Origin of the sequence: Comamonas brasiliensis, from assembly GCF_018292285.1 — a bacterium.
In the GTDB taxonomy this organism is placed as follows: Bacteria; Pseudomonadota; Gammaproteobacteria; order Burkholderiales; family Burkholderiaceae_C; genus Comamonas; species Comamonas brasiliensis.
Map to the genome: position 1 here is coordinate 571,383 of NZ_JAANES010000004.1, position 20,990 is coordinate 592,372.

The 20,990-nt window shown below is 62.1% G+C and carries 17 protein-coding genes and 1 rRNA gene; 14 read left to right on the forward strand and 4 right to left on the reverse strand.

Features of this window, described 5'->3' with window-relative positions; all coding sequences use genetic code 11:
* The first annotated feature begins 195 nt into the window (after window positions 1-195).
* The 3 genes from trxA to DJFAAGMI_RS19095 all read left to right on the forward strand — a co-directional run bounded on the left by trxA (window position 196) and on the right by DJFAAGMI_RS19095 (window position 2,866).
* Window positions 196-1,146: a thioredoxin gene (trxA, locus tag DJFAAGMI_RS19085; protein ID WP_043006621.1), complete on the forward strand. Its 951-nt coding sequence runs from the start codon at window positions 196-198 to the stop codon at window positions 1,144-1,146.
* Between the two features lie 185 nt (window positions 1,147-1,331).
* Window positions 1,332-2,312: a nuclease-related domain-containing protein gene (locus tag DJFAAGMI_RS19090; RefSeq protein ID WP_211458351.1), complete on the forward strand. Its 981-nt coding sequence runs from the start codon at window positions 1,332-1,334 to the stop codon at window positions 2,310-2,312.
* Window positions 2,313-2,377: 65 nt separating this feature from the next.
* Window positions 2,378-2,866, forward strand: a complete 489-nt coding sequence (locus DJFAAGMI_RS19095; RefSeq protein ID WP_249334516.1) for an META domain-containing protein — start codon at window positions 2,378-2,380, stop codon at window positions 2,864-2,866.
* 3 nt (window positions 2,867-2,869) lie between these two features.
* Here the strand turns inward: DJFAAGMI_RS19095 and DJFAAGMI_RS19100 are convergent, their stop codons facing one another.
* The 3 genes from DJFAAGMI_RS19100 to DJFAAGMI_RS19110 form a co-directional block, all read right to left on the reverse strand.
* Window positions 2,870-3,223 carry a ribbon-helix-helix domain-containing protein gene (locus tag DJFAAGMI_RS19100; protein ID WP_211458355.1) on the reverse strand — a complete coding sequence of 118 codons (354 nt, stop codon included), beginning with the start codon at window positions 3,221-3,223 and terminating at the stop codon, window positions 2,870-2,872.
* A 118-nt stretch (window positions 3,224-3,341) separates the two neighbouring features.
* Window positions 3,342-3,923 (reverse strand): DJ-1/PfpI family protein, encoded by a 582-nt coding sequence (locus DJFAAGMI_RS19105; RefSeq protein ID WP_003060496.1) that lies wholly within the window; start codon window positions 3,921-3,923, stop codon window positions 3,342-3,344.
* 59 nt (window positions 3,924-3,982) lie between these two features.
* Window positions 3,983-5,203, reverse strand: coding sequence for a mechanosensitive ion channel family protein (locus tag DJFAAGMI_RS19110; protein ID WP_043006630.1), 1,221 nt, complete (start codon window positions 5,201-5,203; stop codon window positions 3,983-3,985).
* 368 nt (window positions 5,204-5,571) lie between these two features.
* On the opposite strand from DJFAAGMI_RS19110, the gene leuS reads away from it, so the two are divergent.
* From leuS to holA, 3 genes are all read left to right on the forward strand, one after another.
* Window positions 5,572-8,280, forward strand: a complete 2,709-nt coding sequence (gene leuS / locus DJFAAGMI_RS19115) for a leucine--tRNA ligase (protein ID WP_211458357.1) — start codon at window positions 5,572-5,574, stop codon at window positions 8,278-8,280.
* 165 nt (window positions 8,281-8,445) lie between these two features.
* Window positions 8,446-8,958, forward strand: coding sequence for an LPS-assembly lipoprotein LptE (locus DJFAAGMI_RS19120; protein ID WP_003060502.1), 513 nt, complete (start codon window positions 8,446-8,448; stop codon window positions 8,956-8,958).
* Between the two features lie 129 nt (window positions 8,959-9,087).
* Entirely contained in the window at window positions 9,088-10,134 is a 1,047-nt protein-coding gene (gene holA, locus DJFAAGMI_RS19125) for a DNA polymerase III subunit delta (protein ID WP_211458359.1), read from the forward strand.
* Between the two features lie 8 nt (window positions 10,135-10,142).
* On the opposite strand, the gene DJFAAGMI_RS19130 is transcribed toward holA, so the two are convergent.
* On the reverse strand, window positions 10,143-10,451 hold the full coding sequence (locus tag DJFAAGMI_RS19130) for a hypothetical protein (protein WP_211458361.1): 309 nt from the start codon (window positions 10,449-10,451) through the stop codon (window positions 10,143-10,145).
* Window positions 10,452-10,558: 107 nt separating this feature from the next.
* On the opposite strand from DJFAAGMI_RS19130, the gene DJFAAGMI_RS19135 reads away from it, so the two are divergent.
* The 8 genes from DJFAAGMI_RS19135 to DJFAAGMI_RS19170 form a co-directional block, all read left to right on the forward strand.
* Window positions 10,559-11,839, forward strand: a complete 1,281-nt coding sequence (locus tag DJFAAGMI_RS19135; RefSeq protein ID WP_211458363.1) for a glutamate-5-semialdehyde dehydrogenase — start codon at window positions 10,559-10,561, stop codon at window positions 11,837-11,839.
* A gap of 81 nt (window positions 11,840-11,920) precedes the next feature.
* Window positions 11,921-13,381 carry a Trk system potassium transporter TrkA gene (gene trkA / locus DJFAAGMI_RS19140; RefSeq protein ID WP_034372772.1) on the forward strand — a complete coding sequence of 487 codons (1,461 nt, stop codon included), beginning with the start codon at window positions 11,921-11,923 and terminating at the stop codon, window positions 13,379-13,381.
* A gap of 9 nt (window positions 13,382-13,390) precedes the next feature.
* Window positions 13,391-14,857 (forward strand): TrkH family potassium uptake protein, encoded by a 1,467-nt coding sequence (locus DJFAAGMI_RS19145; RefSeq protein ID WP_211458365.1) that lies wholly within the window; start codon window positions 13,391-13,393, stop codon window positions 14,855-14,857.
* Window positions 14,858-14,935: 78 nt separating this feature from the next.
* Window positions 14,936-16,231: a glutamate--cysteine ligase gene (gshA, locus tag DJFAAGMI_RS19150; RefSeq protein ID WP_004340452.1), complete on the forward strand. Its 1,296-nt coding sequence runs from the start codon at window positions 14,936-14,938 to the stop codon at window positions 16,229-16,231.
* A 78-nt stretch (window positions 16,232-16,309) separates the two neighbouring features.
* The gene (locus DJFAAGMI_RS19155) at window positions 16,310-18,178 is read left to right on the forward strand and encodes a potassium transporter Kup (protein WP_211458367.1); all 1,869 of its coding nucleotides are present in this window, start codon (window positions 16,310-16,312) and stop codon (window positions 18,176-18,178) included.
* Between the two features lie 138 nt (window positions 18,179-18,316).
* Window positions 18,317-19,495, forward strand: coding sequence for a benzoate/H(+) symporter BenE family transporter (locus DJFAAGMI_RS19160; protein ID WP_211458369.1), 1,179 nt, complete (start codon window positions 18,317-18,319; stop codon window positions 19,493-19,495).
* Between the two features lie 73 nt (window positions 19,496-19,568).
* Window positions 19,569-20,516: a glutathione synthase gene (gene gshB, locus DJFAAGMI_RS19165; protein ID WP_211458371.1), complete on the forward strand. Its 948-nt coding sequence runs from the start codon at window positions 19,569-19,571 to the stop codon at window positions 20,514-20,516.
* A gap of 410 nt (window positions 20,517-20,926) precedes the next feature.
* A 16S ribosomal RNA gene (locus DJFAAGMI_RS19170) occupies window positions 20,927-20,990 on the forward strand; the annotation flags it as partial.

The following is a 20,990-nucleotide window of genomic DNA, read 5'->3' on the forward strand; positions in this document are numbered from 1 at the left end:
TCGACCTTGAAACATGCGCAAGCTGCTCCCATCTGAGTAGCAAAGACCCGGTTCGACCTGGTCTATGGCTTGCGCTCGCGCATTTGCGTGGAGAATCGCAGCATCGCGCGGCGGGCACTCTGCTGGAGTGGCCGGCTCGCAGACTTTTCAGCGCCGCTGCCCGCGTGGCAGCGCACAAGCAGCATTGGGAATCACATGATTGACGTCACCCTCGAGAATTTTGAAGCCGAAGTCGTAGCCGCCTCCATGGCCGTGCCCGTGCTGGTGGATTTCTGGGCGCCTTGGTGCGGCCCCTGCAAGACGCTGGGGCCGGTGCTGGAAAAGCTGGAAGTTGCCTATGAAGGCCGCTTCAAGCTGGTCAAGATCGACTCCGATCAGGAGCAGCAGCTGGCCAGCATGTTCGGCATTCGCTCCATCCCGACCTGCGTGCTGATGATCGGCGGCAAGCCCGTTGACGGTTTCATGGGCGCCCAGCCCGAAGGCAAGCTGCGCGAGTTTCTGGACAAGCATCTGCCCTCCGAGGGCGAGCTGGCAGCCGAGGCCGATGCCGACGAAGCCCAGGCCCTGCTGGAGTCCGGCGACACCCAGGCGGCGCTGCAGAAGCTGGCCGATGCGCTGGCGGCCGACCCGGCCAATGACGATGCGCGCTTTGACTATGTGCGCCTGCTGATCGCCACCGGCAGCTTCGAGGAAGCCGCGGCACTGCTGGCCGAGCCCGTCAAGCGCATTCCCCAGCCGCTGCGCTTCGAAGCGCTGAACCAGTGGCTCAAGGCGCTGGAATTCGCCGTGCAGGGCGACAATGCCGACGTGGCCAAGTACGACGCCGCCATCGCGGCCAACAAGCGCGACTTCGACGCCCGCTTTGGCCGCGCCCGTGCACTGCTGGCCCACAGCCAGTGGACGGATGCCATGGACGAAATGCTGGAAATCATCATGCGCGACAAGACCTGGAACGATCAGGCGGCGCGCAAGCTCATCGTCGGCGTGCTGGAGCTGCTGACCCCGCCCAAGCCCAAGAAGCAGGACGCCGTGCCCGGCAAGACCAGCGGCGGCATCGAGCTGCTGGGCAAGAACAGTGCCGAGCAGGACGAAGCCACGGCGCTGGTCAACAGCTATCGCCGCAGGCTGAGCATGGCGTTGAACTAAAGGCTCCCCCTGGGGCGCTTTGCCTGGGCGGCCCCGCGCCTTCCCCCTGGCCGGGGGCCCTTCTCTTTGCGCGCTGCGCGCTATGGGTGGGGGCGATGCCTTTGGCTGGGCGCCCCCGCCGCGAGGCGGCTCTTGCCTGGCATCTCTGACTTTTGTACGCGCCAGTTTTTGACATGCTGGGATCAATGAATCAGATTCTTTCCACGGCCTTTAATGGCCTGTTTTTGTATCTGGGACTGGCGCTGGCATTCGCGGTGCTGGCGGGACTGCTGCGCTCGCCACGCTTCAAAGGGTGGCGCGGCGAGCGGGCCGTGCAGGCGGCGATTCGCCGACAGCTCAATCCGCTGATCTATGTGGACATGCACAACGTCACCCTGCCCACGGCGGATGGTGGCAGCACGCAGATCGACCATCTGATCTTTTCGCCCTACGGCCTGTTCGTGCTGGAAACCAAGAACTACCAGGGCTGGATTTTCGGCACAGAAAAACAGCGCGAATGGACGCAGCAGATTTTCAGAAAGCGCAGCCGCTTCCAGAACCCGCTGCGCCAGAACTACAAGCACGTCAAGACCTTGCAGTCGTTGCTGGACATTGCGCCCGAGCATCTGCACTCGGTGATTGCCTTTGTGGGCGACTGCGAGTTCAAGACCGAGATGCCGGCCCATGTCACGCGCGGCTTCGGCTTTGTCGGTCATATCCAGAGTTTTACCCAGCCCGTGTGGAGCCCCGAGCAAATGCAGGCGCTGCTGGACAAGCTCGAAGCACTGCGGCTGCAGCCCGGTCGTGCCACCGACAGGCGGCATGTGGCGCATGTCCGCCAGCTGCAGGCGGCCAGCAAGGCGCGCAAACCCCGGCTGGAGCCGGTGGCGGAAGCCGCGGCACAGCTGGTCAAGCCGCCCGCGCCCGAGACTGTGGATATTCTGCTGGAGCCTGTCATTTCGGTACCGCGTGTCCAGTCAGCGGTTGCGGCCTCGTCTGCGGCGGCTGACACTGCGGCAGAGGCTGCAGAGCCGGTGCAGCCCGGACGGGTCGACGATGTGCCGGTCTGCCCGCAATGCGAATGGCCGCTGCGCAAGTTACTGATGCAGCGCGGGCCGCTGGCGGGGCAGGCCATCTGGCGCTGTACCAATGCGGCGGCCTGCAGCTTTGTGCGCGGGCATGTCTGATACTCCTGAAATATGAGCTGCCAGCGCTTTGTCTATGTGTGTCGATGGCCAGAGAGGTGTTTGTGATGACTGCTTTCTCGAACCTGCGCGCCCTGCTTGGCCCGGCACTGGGGGGGCTCTTGCTGTCGGGCGTCCTGGCTGGCGCCGCTGCCGATGCAGGGAGCGCTGCGTCCGAGGGCGAAGCCATGGCCGCCGTGCCGGCACCGCTGCTCAATACCTATTGGAAGCTGGTGCAGCTGGGTGACGGCCCGCATGTCAGCGCCTATGACAATCAGCCCGAGCCGCATCTGGTTCTGGAGACCGGCAGCGGCCGTTTTCATGGCGCGGGCGGCTGCAATCGCCTGCGCGGCAACTACAGCCTGGACGGGCGCTGGCTGCGCTTCTCGGCCGTGGGCGTCACCCGCATGGCCTGTGTGCAGGGCATGCGCCGGGAGCAGCTGCTGCTGGCCACTCTGGCTCAGGTCAGCAGCTATGCCGTGCAGGGGCAGAAACTGGTGCTCAGCGATGCCGAGGGGCGTGTGCTGCTGAGGTTCGAGGCCGTGTATCTGCGCTGAGCCTCAGTGTGTCAGTTGCGGGCTGGCGGACTGGGGTGACGAGGCATTGCCCAGCGAGCGAATAGGTATGCCCATGTCCTGCGGAATTTCACCCGACAGCTGCAGCGCCAGATAGCGGGTGCAGCACACGCGCAGAAAAGAGCTGAAGTTGTCCACCGCTTTGCGCTCGGCCAGCAGTTCGTCGTAGAGCTTGGTGCAGAGCTGGGGAACGGTATAGCCGTCCCGCGCGGCGATCTCTTCGAGCACCTGCCAGAACAGGTTTTCCAGCCGGATGCTGGTGGCGACTCCATGCAGCCGGATGGAGCGGGCCCGGTGGGCCCAGAGCTGGGGATCGGCGCTGATAAAGACCTTGCACATGGCGCGACTCTCCAAAACAAAACCGGGCCATGGTGTGGCCCGGTGAGTGCGGCGTCAAGAGGTGAACTCTTGAATTGATAGCTTTCAGCGCTTGATGGGAAAGCGCTGAAGGCCTATTTCAGTGTGAAATCTTCGTGCCCAGCAGCGCAAGAAACTGTGCGATCCAGGCCGGGTGGGCGGGCCAGGCCGGGGCGCTGACCAGATTGCCTTCGGTATGGGCCTGGTCGACGGGAATGTCGGCATAGCTGCCTCCGGCCAGTTCCACCTCGGCGCGGCAGGCGGGATAGGCCGAGCAGGTGCGGCCCTTGAGCACGCCGGCCCCGGCGAGCAACTGCGCGCCGTGGCAGACGGCGGCCACGGGCTTGTTGGTGTCGAAGAAGTGACGTACGGCGGCGCGCACGCTTTCATAGCCGCGCAGATACTCGGGGCCGCGGCCGCCGGGGATGACCAGGGCGTCGTACTGCTCGGGTTTCACATCGGCAAATGTGGCGTTGAGCGTGAAGTTGTGGCCAGGCTTTTCGCTATAGGTCTGTGCGCCTTCGAAGTCGTGGATGGCGGTCTTGATCTGGTCGCCGGCCTTTTTGTCGGGGCATACCGCGTGCACCGTATGGCCCACGGCCAGCAGGGCCTGGAACGGGACCATGGTTTCATAGTCCTCGCAGTAATCGCCGCAAATCATCAAAATCTTCTTGCCTGCCATGGTCTGTCTCCTTGTGGTTGGGTCAGGCCATTGTGGGCAGTCAGGGCACGCGGCAGGTATTAACGGGCTACTACATCGGGACGGGCGGGCGGATAGTGGGTGCCGTAGTCCGACGAGCGCTGGTACAGCGTCAGCCCGAATTGCGGCAGCACGCCGATCAGATGGTCGAAGATTTCGCCCTGTATGCCTTCGTACTCCACCCAGACGGTGGTGTTGGTGTAGCAGAACAGCTGCAGCGGCAGTCCCGTGGGCGATGTCTCCATGGTGCGCACCATGAGGAACATGCCCGGGCCTTTGCCAATGCGCGGATGGCCCATCAGATAGGCGTAGGCATAGGCCTTGAAGGCGGCCAGATTCGTCACCTGGTGGGCGGCGATGGCCTGGGTCGGCATGGCGGCCTCGGCCGCGCCCGGCATGGCCTGCAGGCCGTCGCGCTCGCTCCAGTAGGGTTGCAGCAGCGCGATATGGCCCATGCCTGCGCGTTCCTCGGGCGAGAGCAGATGCACGGTGTTGGCGTCCAGGTTCAGCGAGCGCATGATGCGTCGCCCGCCCGAGTCGAACATGCCGCGCCAGTTCTTGAAGCTGTCCGTCATCAGCCGCCAGGTGGGAATGGTGGTGATGGTCTTGTCCCAGTTCTGCACCTTGACGGTATTGAGAGCGATATCGGTCACAAAGCCGTCGGCGCCGACCTGGGGCATCTCTATCCAGTCGCCCACGCGCAGCATGTCGTTGCTGCCGAGCTGAACGCCGGCGACAAAGGAGAGGATGGTGTCCTTGAAGACCAGCATCAGCACGGCCGACATGGCGCCCAGGCCCGAGAGCAGCAGCAGCGGCGATCGGTCCATCAGCGTGGCCACGATGAGCACCACGGCAAAGCTGCAGACCAGCAGCTTGCCCAGCTGCACATAGCTCTTGATGGAATGGGTCTGGACGGCGGCCTTGCGTGCCTCGTCACGTTCATGGGCCTCGTTCGTGGCATTGAGCAGATCGCACAGCACGCGCGCCAGGTGGTAGAGCGTGAAGGCCACCGCCACATTGGTGATCAGCGTGGTCCAGCGCGGCTCCAGATGCGGCACGCCCTGGACGCCGAACTGCACGATCAGCGAGGGCACGACCTTGGCCAGGCGGCGCAGCACCTTGTCGTGCATGAGGATCTGGGCCCAGCCGGTCCTGAGGGTATCGCGCATACGGCGAAAGACCTTGAGCCCCAGCCACTGGGTCAGCCAGCCGGCCACCAGAGCGGTCAGGGCCAGGACACAGAGCGAGGCCAGCATTTGCATGGCGGGATTCCAGTCAGAAACAAAAGACCAGCGGGAAAGCAAGAGCAGCTCCTCAGAAGAATGGACCGGGGCAGGAGCGCAAGTCTGGCAACTTCGGGCAGAAGGCAGGCGATGGCGTCGGGCACGGAAACAGGCCGGTCAGACCGGCAGGCGTGCAAAAAGTTCAGCAATGTGTGAACAACCACTAGCTTACGCAAAGCCGTATTTCCCAGCGTGGTGTGCAGGAAGGCCGCAGGGATGGCGCAGCGGGTTCTGCGGTCATGCAGGGCTAAAACGGCGCAAGCGGTCGGGCAGCCTAAAATCCCTGCTGATTTCAGATTTCTACCTTGCCGGGTCCCAAGTGGGGCTGGCGGCCACTGCACTGCACCATGCAAGAAAAATTCAACCACATCGAGGTCGAGCGCGCCGCGCAAGATCACTGGCAAGCCAAGGACGCCTACCGCGTCACCGAAGACGGCAGCAAGCCCAAGTACTACGCCTGCTCCATGCTGCCCTACCCCAGCGGCAAGCTGCACATGGGCCATGTGCGCAACTACACCATCAACGACATGCTCACGCGCCAGCTGCGCATGAAGGGCTACAACGTCCTCATGCCCATGGGCTGGGACGCCTTCGGCCTGCCTGCCGAGAACGCTGCGCTGAAGAACAAGGTGCCGCCTGCCAAGTGGACGTACGAGAACATCGCGTACATGAAGAAGCAGATGCAGGCCATGGGCCTGGCCATCGACTGGAGCCGAGAGGTCGCCACCTGCGACCCCGAGTACTACAAGTGGAACCAGTGGCTGTTCCTGAAGATGCTGGAAAAAGGCATTGCCTACCGCAAGACCCAGGTGGTGAACTGGGACCCGGTGGATCAGACCGTGCTGGCCAACGAGCAGGTCATCGATGGCCGCGGCTGGCGTACCGGCGCGCTGGTGGAAAAGCGCGAGATTCCCGGCTACTACCTGGGCATCACCAACTACGCTCAGGAACTGCTGGACCATGTGCAGGTCGGCAACGAGAAGGCCACATTGAATGGCTGGCCCGACAAGGTGCGCCTGATGCAGGAAAACTGGATCGGCAAGTCCGCAGGCGTGCGCTTTGCGTTCACCCATGACATCAAGGGGGCTGACGACCAGCTGATCCAGGACGGCAAGATGTACGTCTTCACCACGCGTGCCGACACCATCATGGGCGTGACCTTCTGCGCCGTGGCGCCTGAGCACCCTCTGGCACAGCATGCTGCTGCCGACAAGCCCGAACTGGCTGCCTTCATCGAAGAATGCAAAAAGGGTGGCACGACAGAGGCCGAACTGGCCGTCAAGGAAAAGGAAGGCAAGGCCACGGGCCTGTTCGTCACCCACCCCATCACCGGTGCGCAGGTCGAGGTCTGGATCGGCAACTATGTGCTGATGAGCTATGGCGACGGCGCCGTGATGGGTGTTCCCGCCCACGACGAGCGCGACTTCGCCTTTGCCAACAAATACGGCCTGCCCATCAAGCAGGTGGTGGCCGTGGAAGGCCAGGCTGCCTATGACGACAAGCAGTGGAACGACTGGTATGGCGACAAGGAGCGCGGCGTACTGATCAACTCCGGCGATCTCGACGGCCTGAACCACAAGGATGCGGTGCAGGCCGTGGCCAAGATCGTGGGCGACAAGGGCCTGGGCGAGCTCAAGACCACCTGGCGTCTGCGCGACTGGGGCATCAGCCGTCAGCGCTACTGGGGCACCCCCATCCCCATCATTCATTGCACCGATTGCGGCCCTCAGCCCGTGCCGGAGAAGGATCTGCCCGTGGTCCTGCCCCAGGACCTGGTGCCCGATGGCTCCGGCAATCCGCTGGTCAAGTCAGAGGCCTTCCACGCCGGTGTGGTCTGCCCCTGCTGCGGCAAGCCTGCCCGCCGTGAAACCGACACCATGGACACCTTCGTGGATTCGTCCTGGTATTTCATGCGCTATTGCGACGCCAAGAACGCCGAGCAGATGGTGGCCGACGGCGCCGATTACTGGATGCCCATGGACCAGTACATCGGCGGCGTGGAACACGCCATCCTGCACTTGCTGTATGCGCGCTTCTGGACCAAGGTCATGCGCGACCTGGGTCTGGTCAAGATCGACGAGCCCTTCACCAAGCTGCTGACCCAGGGCATGGTGCTCAATCACATCTACAGCCGTCGCACGGCCAAGGGCGCCAAGGAATACTTCTGGCCCAAGGATGTGGAGCATGTGTTCGACGAGTCCGGCAAGATCATCGGCGCCAAGCTGAAGGTCGAAGTGGATAGCGCCGACGGTCTTCTGCCCGTGGGCACCGCCATCGACTACGAGGGCGTGGGCACCATGTCCAAGTCCAAGAACAACGGCGTGGACCCGCAGGATCTGATCGAAAAGTACGGCGCCGACACCGCACGTCTGTACACCATGTTCACCTCGCCCCCCGAGCTGACACTGGAGTGGAACGACGCCGCCGTGGAAGGCAGCTATCGCTTCTTGCGCCGCGTCTACAACTTCGGCAGCAAGCTGACGGCCATGGACATGGCCTCCGCCGTGCAGGGCGTGGCCGGTGCCAAGTCGCTGGACGATGTGGAATTCGGCAAGGCGGCCAAGGCCCTGCGTCTGGAAATCCACAACGTGCTCAAGCAGGTCGAGTACGACTACTCGCGCATGCAGTACAACACCGTGGTGTCCGGCGCGATGAAGATGATCAATGCGCTGGAAGACTTCAAGGCCCTGGATGACACCGGTGCCAAGGTGGCGCTGATCGAAGGCTTCGGCATTCTGCTGCGCGTGCTCTACCCTGCTACGCCCCATCTGGCCCATGTGCTGTGGAGCGAGCTGGGCTATGCCAACCACCTGGGCGATCTGCTCGACGCTCCCTGGCCGCAGGTCGATCCCAAGGCCCTGGTGCAGGACGAGATCTCGCTGGTGCTGCAGGTCAACGGCAAGCTGCGCGGCGCGATCCTGGTGTCTGCCACTGCCGACAAGGCCGCCATCGAGACGGCTGCGCTGGCCAATGAGGAGTACCAGAAGTTTGCCGAAGGCCGTGCACCCAAGAAGATCATCGTGGTGCCGGGCCGTCTGGTGAATATTGTCGTGTGAGCGGAGTCACCCCCCTGAGGCGCTGTGCGCCCAGGCGGCCCCGCCTTCCCCCTCTCTCGCTTCGCGGGAGGGGGACAATACCTTCGCTGCGGGGTGGCTCTTGCTCGGTATTTCCGGAGCAAGAGGCGATGCTCGCAGCAGGGCTTGAAGATTAAAGGACAGTTGATGCAAAAACGTACGCTGCTGGCCGCGATGGCCCTGACGCCTTTGCTGGGAGCCTGCGGCTTTCGCCTGCGCGGTGCGCCGAATTTTGTGTTTCGCTCCATTTACGTGCAGGCGGGGCGCGGTGCGCCCGTGGGCGTGCTGCTGCGTCGCAGTCTGGAGTCGGCCAGCGACAAGTTGACCGTGATCAAGGACCCGGCTTCGCCCGATACCGCCGAAGTGATCTGCCAGATCATCAGCGAGCAGGCCCAGCGCGTAATCATCGGCTCCAACGTGGCCGGTCAGGTCCGTGAAATCGAGTTGCGCCTGATCGTGCGCTTCTCGTTGCGTACGCCCGGTGGCGACGAGCTGATCGAGCCTGTCGAGATTCGCCAGATCCGCAACGTGACCTATAACGAAACCAATGCCTTGTCCAAAGCCTCGGAAGAGGAAATGCTGAACAAGGACATGCGCAACGACATCGTGCAGCAGATCATTCGCCGTCTGGCTGCAGTCAAGAGCCTGCAAGTGTCGTGAACCCTCTTTGAGTTGTTGAGCGGCGCCACCCTGGGCCGGCGAGTCGCCAGTGCTGGTTCGGTAAATTTGATAGCTGCTGACGCTTGAAATCAGGGTGTTTCAGATGCTTTTTATAGAAAATTCTTCTCCATGCAGCTTGCGCTGAACCAGCTTCCCTCCCATCTGGCCAAGGGCTTGCGCTCGCTCTATGTGCTGCATGGCGACGAGCCCTTGCAGCAGCAGGAAGCGGCGGACGCGATTCGTGCAGCGGCGCGTGCTCAGGGCTATACCGAGCGCAGCAGCTATACCGTCATGGGCGCGCACTTTGACTGGAGCGGCGTGCTGGCGGCCGGCGGCAGCCTGAGCCTGTTTGCGGACAAACAGATTCTGGAAATTCGCATTCCCAGCGGCAAACCCGGCAAGGATGGCAGTGCTGCGCTGCAGCAGCTGGCCAGCAGCGCCCAGGGCAACGACAGCACGCTGACCCTGATCAGTCTGCCGCGCCTGGACAAGGCCACCAAGACTGGGGCCTGGTTTGGGGCGCTGGACGGCAACGGTGTCTCCATCCAGGTCGACCCGGTGGAGCGCGGTGCGCTGCCGCACTGGATTGCCCAGCGTCTGGCACTGCAGAACCAGCGCGTGGCGGCCGGGGAAGAAGGTCAGCGCACGCTGCAGTTCTTTGCCGACCGCGTGGAAGGCAATCTGCTGGCCGCGCACCAGGAGATTCAGAAACTTGCCTTGCTCCACCCCGAAGGCGAGCTGAGCCTGGCGCAGGTGGAGCAGGCGGTGCTCAATGTGGCGCGCTATGACGTGTTCAAACTGTCCGAGGCTGTGCTCTCGGGCCAGTTGGCGCGCAGCATGCGCATGCTGGACGGCCTGCAGGCCGAAGGCGAGGCCGAGGTACTGGTGCATTGGGCGCTAGCCGAGGACATTCGCAACATCAAGCGCGTGAAAGATGCCATGGCGGGCGGCAAGCCTCTGCCCATGGCGCTGCGCGAAAATCGCATCTGGGGCCCCAAGGAGAGGCTGATGGAGCGGCTGCTGCCACGTGTCAGCGATGCACGTGCGGCCGAGTTGCTGCAGGCAGCCCATGCCGTGGACGGCATTGTCAAAGGCCTGCCCAGCGAGGGATGGCCGCGCGACAGCTGGCAGGCCCTGCGGCAGCTGGCCATGCAGCTGGCCCAGGCCGGACGCTGATTTGCAGCTCAGTCGGGACTGGCAGTGAGCTGGGCTTGGGCCTTGTCGGCCCACATGCGCAGATTGTCCAGCAGGTCCTTCTGGCTGAAGGAGCAGCTTTCCTCGGTGAACAGCGCGCTGGATTCGAGCCGGTCCAGCAGGTTGAGCAGCACCTCGCCATAGCGTGGCGGCAGTGCCTGCAGCAATGTGGTCGCGGCGCGTGCCTGCTGGCCGATGGCGCTGGCGCTGATCTGTGAGTGGGCGAGCTGCTCGAATCCGCTGCGCAGCTGCTGGAGCTGGCGGGCGCTTTCCTGCAGCGCTGTGGTGTTGTGGCTCATAAGTCTCCTTGCGATTCAGAGGCCGAGTGTAGGTGTCAGCAAGGCCATAAACCCCCTCATGGTCGGGCTTGTCTGCGCAACTTGCTTATCTCGGCGAAAATCACGCCATGAACGCGCTCAATACCGTCGAATACATGCACAACCTCGGTGTACAGGCAAAAGCCGCCTCTGCACTGATGGCGCGTGCGTCTGCAGCTACTAAAAACAAAGCACTCAAGGCGCTGGCCCGTCTGCTGCGCGAGAACGTCGAGCCGCTGCAGATCGACAATGCCCGCGATCTGGAGCGTGCCGTGGCCAATGGCCTGTCGGCCCCCATGGTCGACAGGCTGCGCCTGACGCCCAAGGTGCTGGAGACCTGTGCCGAAGGTTGCGAACAGCTCGCCTCCATGCCCGATGTGATCGGCGAGATCAGCGGCCTCAAGCAGATGCCCAGCGGCATCCGCGTGGGCCAGATGCGTGTACCCCTGGGCGTGTTCGGCATGATTTATGAAAGCCGCCCGAATGTGACCATCGAAGCGGCCAGCCTCTCGATCAAGAGCGGCAATGCCTGCATTTTGCGCGGTGGCTCGGAGGCGATTGACTCGAACAAGGCGCTGGCCAAGCTGGTGGCCCAGGCGCTGGCCGAGGCCGGCCTGCCTGAAGATGGCGTCAAGCTGGTGGAGACCACCGACCGCGACGCCGTGGGCCAACTCATCGCCATGCCCGACTATGTGGACGTCATCATCCCCCGTGGCGGCAAGGGCCTGATCGAGCGCATCAGCCGCGAGGCCAAGGTGCCCGTCATCAAGCATCTGGACGGCAATTGCCACACCTATGTGGATGACCCCTGCGACATCGCCATGGCCGTGAAGGTAGCCGACAACGCCAAGACCAACAAGTACAGCCCCTGCAACGCCAGCGAAAGCCTGCTGGTGGCGCGTGCCGTGGCTGCAGACTTCCTGCCCAGGATCGGTGCCGTCTATGCCTCCAAGGGCGTGGAGATGCGCTGTGATGCCGAGGCGCTGGCCATCTTGCAGACCGTCAAGGATGCCAAGCTGGCCCAGGCGGTGGAGCAGGACTGGTACGAGGAATACCTGGCACCCATCATCAGCGTGAAGCTGGTGGACGGTGTGGACGAGGCCATTGCCCACATCAACAAGTACTCCAGCCACCATACGGAGTCGATTCTGACGACCAATCACCTGCACGCACAGAAATTCCTGCGCGAGGTCGATTCGGCCAGCGTCATGGTCAATACCAGCACCCGCTTTGCCGATGGCTTCGAGTTCGGGCTGGGTGCCGAGATCGGCATCAGCACCGACAAGTTCCATGCGCGCGGGCCGGTAGGCATCGAAGGCCTGACTTCGCTCAAATACGTGGTCCTGGGCGACGGCGAAGTCCGCTCCTGAGATCCACCCGCCGAAGAGGGCTGTTTGCGGCCCTCATCGGTCTGAATTGATGCCGCAGCTTGGATCCCTTTCCATAACACCATGAAAATCATTATTCTGGGTGCCGGGCGCGTAGGCCAGAGTGTGGCCGAAAGTCTGGTGTCCGAGCAAAACGGAATCACCGTCATCGACACGGATGCGCGAGCACTGCGTGAGCTGGAGTCGCGCTTCGACCTGCGTGGCGTGGTCGGCAACGGCATCGATCCCCAGGTCCTGGCCGAGGCCGGCGCCAAGGACACCGATCTGCTGATCGCCTGCGCCTCCATGGACGAGACCAACCTGGTCTGCTGCAAGATTGCCCAGGCCGTGTTCGACATTCCGACCCGCATTGCGCGGGTGCGCTCGTCCAGCTTTGCGGTGGATGACCCGGTGCTGGGCAAGGAGGGTTTTGCGGTCGATCGCATCATCTGTCCCGAGGAATCGGTCACCCATTACATCCGCAAGCTCATCGAATACCCGGAAGCCATGCAGGTTCGCGCCTTTGCAGGCGGTCGGGCCGCATTGGCCTCGGTGCGCGCGCGCGCCGGCGCGCCTGCCGTGGGCCTGCAGATTGCCCAGGTGCGAGAGCGCATGCCGGAACTGGCCATGCGCATCGTGGCGATCTACCGTCGCTTCATGGACGAGCCCGACCGGTTCGTGCGCTGCGACGGCGCCACGCGCATAGAACCCGGCGACGAAGTCTTCATGCTGGCCGCGACCGAGCATGTGTCCGAGGCTCTTAAGGCCATCAACCTGCCCGAGGGGCGTCCGAGCCGCCCGGTGTTCCGCATCATGATTGCAGGCGGCGGTCAGGTCAGCCTGCGGTTGGCCAGGAAGCTGGCGCAGACGCCGGGGCGCTTTCACGTCAAGATCGTCGAGTCCAATGCCCAGCAATGTCTCAGCCTGTCGTCGGTGCTGCCAGCCGAAGTGCTGGTGCTGGAAGGCGATGCCACCGATGAGGCCCTGCTGGAGGAGGAGGGCATCGAGGAGGTGGATCTGTTCCTCGCGCTGACGGACGACGACGAGGACAACATCATGTCCAGCCTGCTGGCCAAGCGCATGGGCGCGCGCCGCGTGCTGTCGCTGATCAATCGCCGCGCCTATGCGGACCTGATGCACGGCACGCAGATCGATATCGCGCTGTCGCCGGCGCAGGCCATGCTGGGCGAGTTCCTGGCCTATGTGCGTCGCGGCGACGTGCAGGCCGTGCACAGTCTGCGCCGCGGCGTGGCCGAGGCCCTGGAGATCGTGGCGCGCGGCGACCGCAAAAGTTCGCGCGTAGTGGGGCGCAAGGTGGAAGAGTTGCGTCTGCCCGAGGAGGTTCACATCGGCCTCATCGTGCGCGGCATTCCCGAGGGCAAGACCTGCGAGGAAGTGGCGGGCACGGCATTGGAGACCGAGGTCATCATTCCGCGCAGCCATACCGTGATCGAATCCGGCGACCATGTGGTGTTCTTTCTGCCCAACAAGCGGCTGGTGCGCAACGTGGAAAACCTGTTCCGCGTCAGCGCTACCTTTTTCTAAGCTGCACACATGAAAGACCTGCTTCCTGTCCTGCGTGTGCTGGGCATGCTGATGATCATGTTTGCCGGCGCCATGTTGCTGCCCTTCGGCATCTCCTGGTTCACGCAGGATGGCATCTGGCGCATCTACCCCTGGTCGATCGGGCTGACGGTTGGCGTGGGGCTGCTGCTATGGGCTGGTCTGCACCGCTACAAGCAGGATCTGCAGCCGCGCCACGGGGTGATTCTGGTGACGCTGGTCTGGGTGGTTCTGCCGCTGTGCGCCATGGTGCCCCTGGTGATGGGGCTGAACCGGGTGGGTATCTCCATCAGCTTCACCCATGCCTACTTCGAGGCCGTCTCGGGCCTGACGACAACCGGGGCCACGGTGCTCAGCGGTCTGGATAAGCTGCCGGTGTCCATCAATGTCTGGCGTACCTTCATGCAATGGATGGGCGGCATGGGGATTCTGATTCTGGCCGTGGCCGTGTTGCCGCTGCTGGGTGTCGGTGGTGCTCAGCTTTTCAGGGCGGAAGCCGCCGGCCCGGTCAAGGACACCAAGCTCACACCGCGCATTACCGAAACGGCCAAGGGCCTGTGGGGCGTATACGCGCTGTTCTCCATTGGCTGTTTCCTGGCCTTCTGGGTCTGCGGCATGCAGCCGCTGGATGCGCTGATGCATATGTTTGCCACGGTGAGTCTGGGCGGGCTGTCGTCGCACGACGCCAGCTTTGCCTATTTCAACTCGCCGCTGCTGGAGGCCGCGGCCCTTCTGTTCATGCTGTTGGCCAGCTGCAACTTTGCGCTGTACTTCGTGGCCATGCGCAAGGGGCGCATCGATAGCTTTATGCGCGACCCCGAAATGCGCGCCACGATCGGCGTGCTGCTGGGCTCGGGCCTGCTGGTGGCGCTGCTGCTCTGGGTCAAGGGGGTCTATGGGCCGCTGGATGCATTGCGCAACGGCATGTTCCATACCGTCTCGGTCGCCACGACTACCGGCTTTTCCACCACTGACTATCTGTCCTGGCCAGTGTTCATTCCCGTTCTGTTGTTGCTGCTGTCGGGCGTTGCCACCAGCGCGGGTTCGACAGGCGGCGGCATCAAGATGGTACGCATGCTGATACTGGTCAAGCAGGCCAGGCGCGAGATGACGCGTCTGGTGCATCCGCGGGCCGTGCAGCCGGTGCGGCTGGGCGATGCGGTGGTAGATAACCCGATGATTTTTTCGGTGCTGGCCTACATGCTGGTTTACGGTGCCACCGTCATTGTGTTGAGCATGGTGTTGCTGCTGACCGACCTCGACCCTTTGACCGCCTTCTCTGCCGTGCTGGCCAGCGTGCATTGCATGGGGCCGGGCCTGGGGGCCGTTGGGCCCGCATCCAACTACACGGTGTTGACGGATTTCCAGATCTGGGTGTGTACTCTGGGCATGCTGTTGGGGCGGCTCGAGATACTGAGTTTCATGGCTTTGTTGTCACCGGCATTTTGGCGTCGTTGAGACAAAGACTGGGGAAAACACCTATCTCATGCTTCAATCTCTACAATTGCCCCCCACCATCGTCTCCTGAGGGTATTTATGGTTCCACATCTCGTCACGGCTTTGACCGGCCCCATTAACGAACTTGAGCAGCGCATTCTCGACTCCATGCCTGCCATTGAGCGTTGGTTCCGCCTGGAATGGATGGAGCACACGCCGCCGTTCTACTGCTCGGTGGACATTCGTAATGCGGGTTTCAAGCTGGCGCCGGTGGATACCAACCTGTTCCCAGGTGGCTGGAACAATCTGACCGATGAAATGCTGCCGCTGGCCGTGCAGGCTGCGATGGCTGCTATCGAAAAGATATGTCCCGAGGCGCGCAATCTGCTCATCATCCCCGAGAACCACACGCGCAACACCCACTATCTGGCCAGCGTGCTGCAGCTCAAGCGCATCTTCAGCATGGCGGGTCTCAATGTGCGTATCGGCTCCATCAGCCCCGAGATCAAGAAGACGCTGTCCATCACGCTGCCGCTGGGTGACGAGATCAAGCTGGAGCCGGTGATCCGCAGCAAGCGCCGCCTGGGCCTCAAGGATTTCGATCCCTGCACGATTTTGCTCAACAACGATCTCTCCACCGGAGTGCCCGGCATTATCGAGGAGCTGTACGAGCAATACCTGCTGCCGCCGCTGCATGCGGGCTGGAATGTGCGTCGCAAGAGCCGCCACTTCCAGAGCTACGAGGAAGTCGGTAAGCGCTTCGGCAAGCTGCTGGGCATCGATCCCTGGCTGATCAACCCCCTGTTCGGTCATGTGGAGAACATCGATTTTGCCGAAGGCACGGGCATGGAGGCCCTGGCCGAGCAGGTGGACGTGATCCTCTCCAAGGTGCGCCGCAAATACAAGGAATACGGCATCAAGGAAAAGCCGTTTGCCGTGGTCAAGGCCGACAACGGCACCTACGGCATGGGCGTGATGACCGTGCGCGACGCCAAGGAACTGGCTGCGCTGCCGCGCAAGAGCCGCAACAAGATGGGCGTCATCAAGGACGGCCAGACCGTGCATGACGTCATCGTGCAGGAGGGCGTGCTGACCTATGAGCGCATGCACAACGCCGTAGCCGAGCCTGTGGTCTACATGATGGACCGCTATGTGGTGGGCGGTTTCTATCGCATGCACCCCGAGCGCGGCGAGGACGAAAACCTCAATGCCCCCGGTGCGGGCTACGTGCCCCTGGCTTTCCAGCAGAGCAACCACCTGCCTCAGGCCAGCGCGCGTCCGGGCGCCAGCGCACCCAACCGCTTCTATATGTATGGCGTGATAGCACGTTTGGCCATGTTGGCTGCCAGCTACGAGCTGGAAGCCACTAATCCCGACGCAGAAATCTACGACTGATTTCACGGGCGCTGAGGACAGCGCACAATGCCGACAATTTCCCCACTCGGTGACTGCCTTACGAGTCGCTCCTGACCTGTGCAAAATTCGAAATCCTCGCTAGGCGCCCTGACCTTGGGCGCGATCGGTGTCGTCTATGGAGACATCGGCACCAGTGTTTTGTACTCGGTCAAGGAGGTTTTCGGCTCAGGCTATGTGCCGTTCACGCCGGACAACGTCTATGGCGTGCTCTCGGTACTGTTCTGGACGCTCACGGTTATCGTCTCCCTCAAGTACGTGACCCTGGTGCTGCGCGCCGACAACAACGGCGAGGGCGGGCTGGTGGCCATGCTGGCTCTGGCCTCGCAGACGGTCAAGGACAAGCCGCGTCTGTCCAGCACGCTGTTTCTGGTTGGTATGTTCGGCACCTCGCTGTTCTATGGCGACGGCGTGATCACCCCGGCGATTTCCGTGCTCTCGGCGGTCGAGGGCCTGGAGGTCATCTCGCCACATTTCACCAAGGCCGTGATTCCGCTGACGCTGGTGATCCTGTTTCTGCTGTTCTTTGTGCAAAAGCGCGGCACAGCAGGCATCGGCAAGTTCTTTGGCCCTGTCACCGTGACCTGGTTTGCCTGTATTGCCTTGCTTGGCGTGCACCAGATCATGGGGCATCCGGAAATCCTGGCCGCGCTCAGCCCGCATTACGCGGTCCGCTTCATCTGGAACAGTCCGGGCATCAGTTTCATCATTCTGGGCTCGGTCGTGCTCTGCGTGACCGGTGCAGAGGCGCTTTATGCCGATCTCGGGCATTTCGGCAAGAAGCCGATCCGCCTGGCCTGGTTCAGCATTGCCATGCCGGCGTTGACCTTGAACTACTTTGGTCAGGGCGCCTTGCTGCTGGCCAACCCCGAGGCGGTCAAGAACCCGTTCTTCATGATGGCACCCAGCTGGGCGCTGCTGCCGTTGGTCATCATGGCCACCATGGCCACGGTGATCGCATCGCAGGCGCTGATCACAGGGGCCTTCAGCGTGACCCGCCAGGTCATTCAGCTGGGCTACTTCCCGCGTTTTGAGGTGCGCCACACCAGCGTGAAGGAGACCGGTCAGATTTATATGCCTCTGGTCAACTGGGGGCTGTTTGTGGCGATTGCGCTGGCCGTGCTGCTGTTTCGCAGCAGCGGTAATCTGGCGGCGGCCTACGGTATTGCGGTGACGCTGGACATGCTGATCACCACCATGCTGACCTTCTTTGTCGTCCGCTACCGCTGGAACTATCCGCTGGCCCTGTGCCTGCTGGCCACGGGCTTCTTCTTTATCGTGGATCTGGCGTTCTTCGCCTCGAACCTGCTCAAGCTGTTTGAAGGTGGCTGGTTCCCGCTGCTGATCGGCGGCACGGTCTTCACCTTGATGATGACCTGGCGCCGCGGGCGTGAGCTGCTGCACCAGAAGCTGCAGGCGGATGCGCTGGATCTGCGCCAGTTTCTGGAAGCCACCTGGCGCCATCCACCCACTCGAGTTCCCGGCACGGCGGTTTTCCTCTCGGGTGAGCCTGGCACCGTGCCGCATGCTCTGCTTCATAACCTCAAGCACAACAAGGTGCTGCACGAGCGCAATCTTTTTGTGACCGTGCGCAACCACGAGGTGCCCTGGGTGGGGATGGACAAGCGGGTGGAGTCCGAGTCTCTGGGTGGCGACTGCTGGGAAGTCATCATCCACTACGGTTTCAAGAACGAACCCGATGTGCCTGCCGCACTGGCACAACTGCGTACCCAGGGCTGCATGCTGGATTCCATGGCCACCAGCTATTTCCTGTCGCGTGATGTGATCATCCCGCGCATGAACAATTCCATGGCGCACTGGCGAGAAAAGCTGTTTGCGCAGATGCACAAGAACGCGAGCCGAGTGGCTGATTTCCTGCACCTCCCGAGCAACTCGGTGGTGGAGCTGGGCTCCAAGATCGAGCTGTAAATACTTTGAGTCAAATATGCCTTTGACGCTTTACTAGTAAGCGCTGATAGCTATTTATTTTGAAGTAATGATGGGCTTCGTCGTTCACGCTTGCGCGGGGTGCATCATTTTGGGCGGGGCTGGTGCCAGAATGCACGGATGCGCTTTTTCAAAGACTTGAGTCCTGCCGCCGTGGCCGCAGGCTTTGTGGCCGTGCTGGTGGGTTTTACCAGTTCGGTAGCCCTGGTGTTTCAGGCGGCGCAGGCGTTTCATGCCACGCCTGAGCAGATTACTTCCTGGATCTGGGCGCTGGGCCTGGGCATGGGTCTGTGTTCGCTGGTCCCGTCGTTGATTCTGCGCATGCCGGTCATGGTGGCCTGGTCCACACCAGGGGCGGCGGTGCTGGCGACCGCCGGGCTGGCAGGTGGTTTCTCCATGGGGGAGGCGATCGGTGCCTTTATTGTCAGCGCGGCGCTCATCATTCTGGTGGGGGTGACCGGCTGGTTCGAGCGCATCATGAACCGCATCCCCATGGAAATTGCATCGGCCCTGCTGGCCGGCGTGCTGGCCAAGTTCGGCATGCAGGCTTTCTCTGCGGCCGAGACCAATCTGTCCCTGGTGCTGGTCATGCTGCTTGCCTATCTGCTTTCGCGGCGCATGGCTCCTCGCTATGCGGTCATCATCACCCTGCTGGCCGGAACCGCCTGGGCGGCGCTGAGTGGGCAGATGCAGTGGTCGGCTGTGCATGGCGGGCTGGCCATGCCGGTCTATACGGCTCCCGAGTTCTCGCTGCAGGCGCTCATCAGTCTGGCGTTGCCCTTGTTTGTCGTGACCATGGCTTCGCAGAATCTGCCGGGCGTGGCGGTGATTCGCGCCACGGGCTATCCGATACCGGTGTCCAAGGTCATCAGCATGACCGGCGTGGCGACCTTGCTACTGGCGCCGTTTGGCGGCTATGCCCTCAACCTCAGTGCGATCACGGCGGCGATCTGCATGGGAGATGAGGCGCATGAGGACAGAAGCAAGCGCTATACCGCTGCTGCCGTATGCGGGCTGCTATATATATTGATAGCTATCTTTGGCGCAGTGGTCACTGGTCTGCTGACGGCCTTTCCCAAGGAACTGGTGGCTTGCATTGCCGGACTGGCCTTGCTGGGCTCCATAGGGGGCGGCATGGCGACGGCCTTCAAGGAAGAAAAGCACAGAGAGGCCGCACTCATCACCTTTCTGGTGACGCTCAGTGGTGTCGTCATTGCGGGTGTGGGCTCTGCCTTCTGGGGCGTGGTCGCGGGTAGTCTTGCCCTTCTTGTCCAGAGCCTGCGAGCCCGCAGGGCCTGAGTATCAGCCGTCATATTGTGGTGTTATGTCCGTCTCGGCATGATGCCTGTACCAACCGCTAGAGTTCTTCACCATGCAAATACTGTTTGTCGCCGATCCGCTGGAATCCTTTGTCATCTACAAGGACTCCACCTTTGCCATGATGCGTGAGGCTCAGCGCCGAGGTCACCAGATCGTGGCCTGCGAGCCCCGCCATATCTCCTGGCAAAGCGGCGGCAAGGTCAAGGCTCGGGTGCGGCATATCACCCTGACCGCAGGCAAGGACCGCTGGTTCGAGGAAACCCAGTCTGCGCAGACGGCGTTGGCAGACTTTGGCGCCATCGTCATGCGCAAGGATCCTCCGTTCGATTCCGAGTTCTTCTATGCCACGCACATGCTCGGCCAGGCAGAGCGTGAGGGGGCCAAGGTTTTCAACAAGCCCAGTGCCCTGCGCGAGCATCCCGAGAAGCTTGCCATCATGGAGTTTGCGCAATTCATCTCGCCAACGCTGGTCACGCGCAGTGCTCAGGACGTCCGAGCCTTTCACGCAGAGCACAAAGACATCATCCTCAAGCCGCTGGACGGCATGGGGGGGATGGGCATCTTCCGAGTCGGTGAAGACGGTCGCAATCTAGGCAGCATCATCGAAACCCTGAATCAGGGCGGCTCCACCAGCGTCATGGTGCAGAAATTTCTGCCCGACATCGTTCATGGCGACAAGCGGGTGCTCATCATTGGCGGCAAGCCCGTGCCGTTCTGTCTGGCTCGCATTCCGCAGGGCAATGAGGTGCGTGGCAATCTGGCGGCCGGCGGCAAGGGCGTTGCCCAGCCGTTGGCAGAACAGGACAGGGCAATTGCCGAGTTCATTGGGGAGCGTCTGGTGCAACGTGGCTTGCTCTTGATCGGGCTGGATGTCATCGGCCATAACGTCACCGAGATCAATGTGACCAGCCCCACCTGCTTCCAGGAGATCTTTGATCAGACTGGCTGTGATGTGGCGGCGCTGTTTGTCGACGCACTAGAGCAGGCTGCTCGCGCCTGAGAAGCGACAAAGAACCCCGGCAGGCAAGGCCTGCCGGGGTTCTTTGTCTGGATGTCCGTGCGGGTGTTGTCTGGGCGGCAAAAATCTGTGTACAATGCAAGGCTTCACTGAGCGAAATGCAAAATTTTGCTAGCCGATCTGAAGAAAAACAGTCGGTAAAATTGTGATAGAATTCAAGGCTTCGCTGATCGCAGCAAGCAACGAGATTCAAAGTCAAGCTTCTTGGTTTTGCACTCGGTTCCTTAAAAAAATACAGCCGATAAGCGTGGGCGTTTGAGGGCAAGCAGCCAGTTCTTCGGAACAAACTCTTCGGAGTTATCAAGCGCTCACAAAAACAGTAATGAGGAAGAATTTATTCTTCTTGATTCCGTCAAGTGAGTGAGCAGTCGAAAGACTTTAAATTCAAGATCGAACTATAGAGTTTGATCCTGGCTCAGATTGAACGCTGGCGGCATGCTTTACACATGCAAGTCG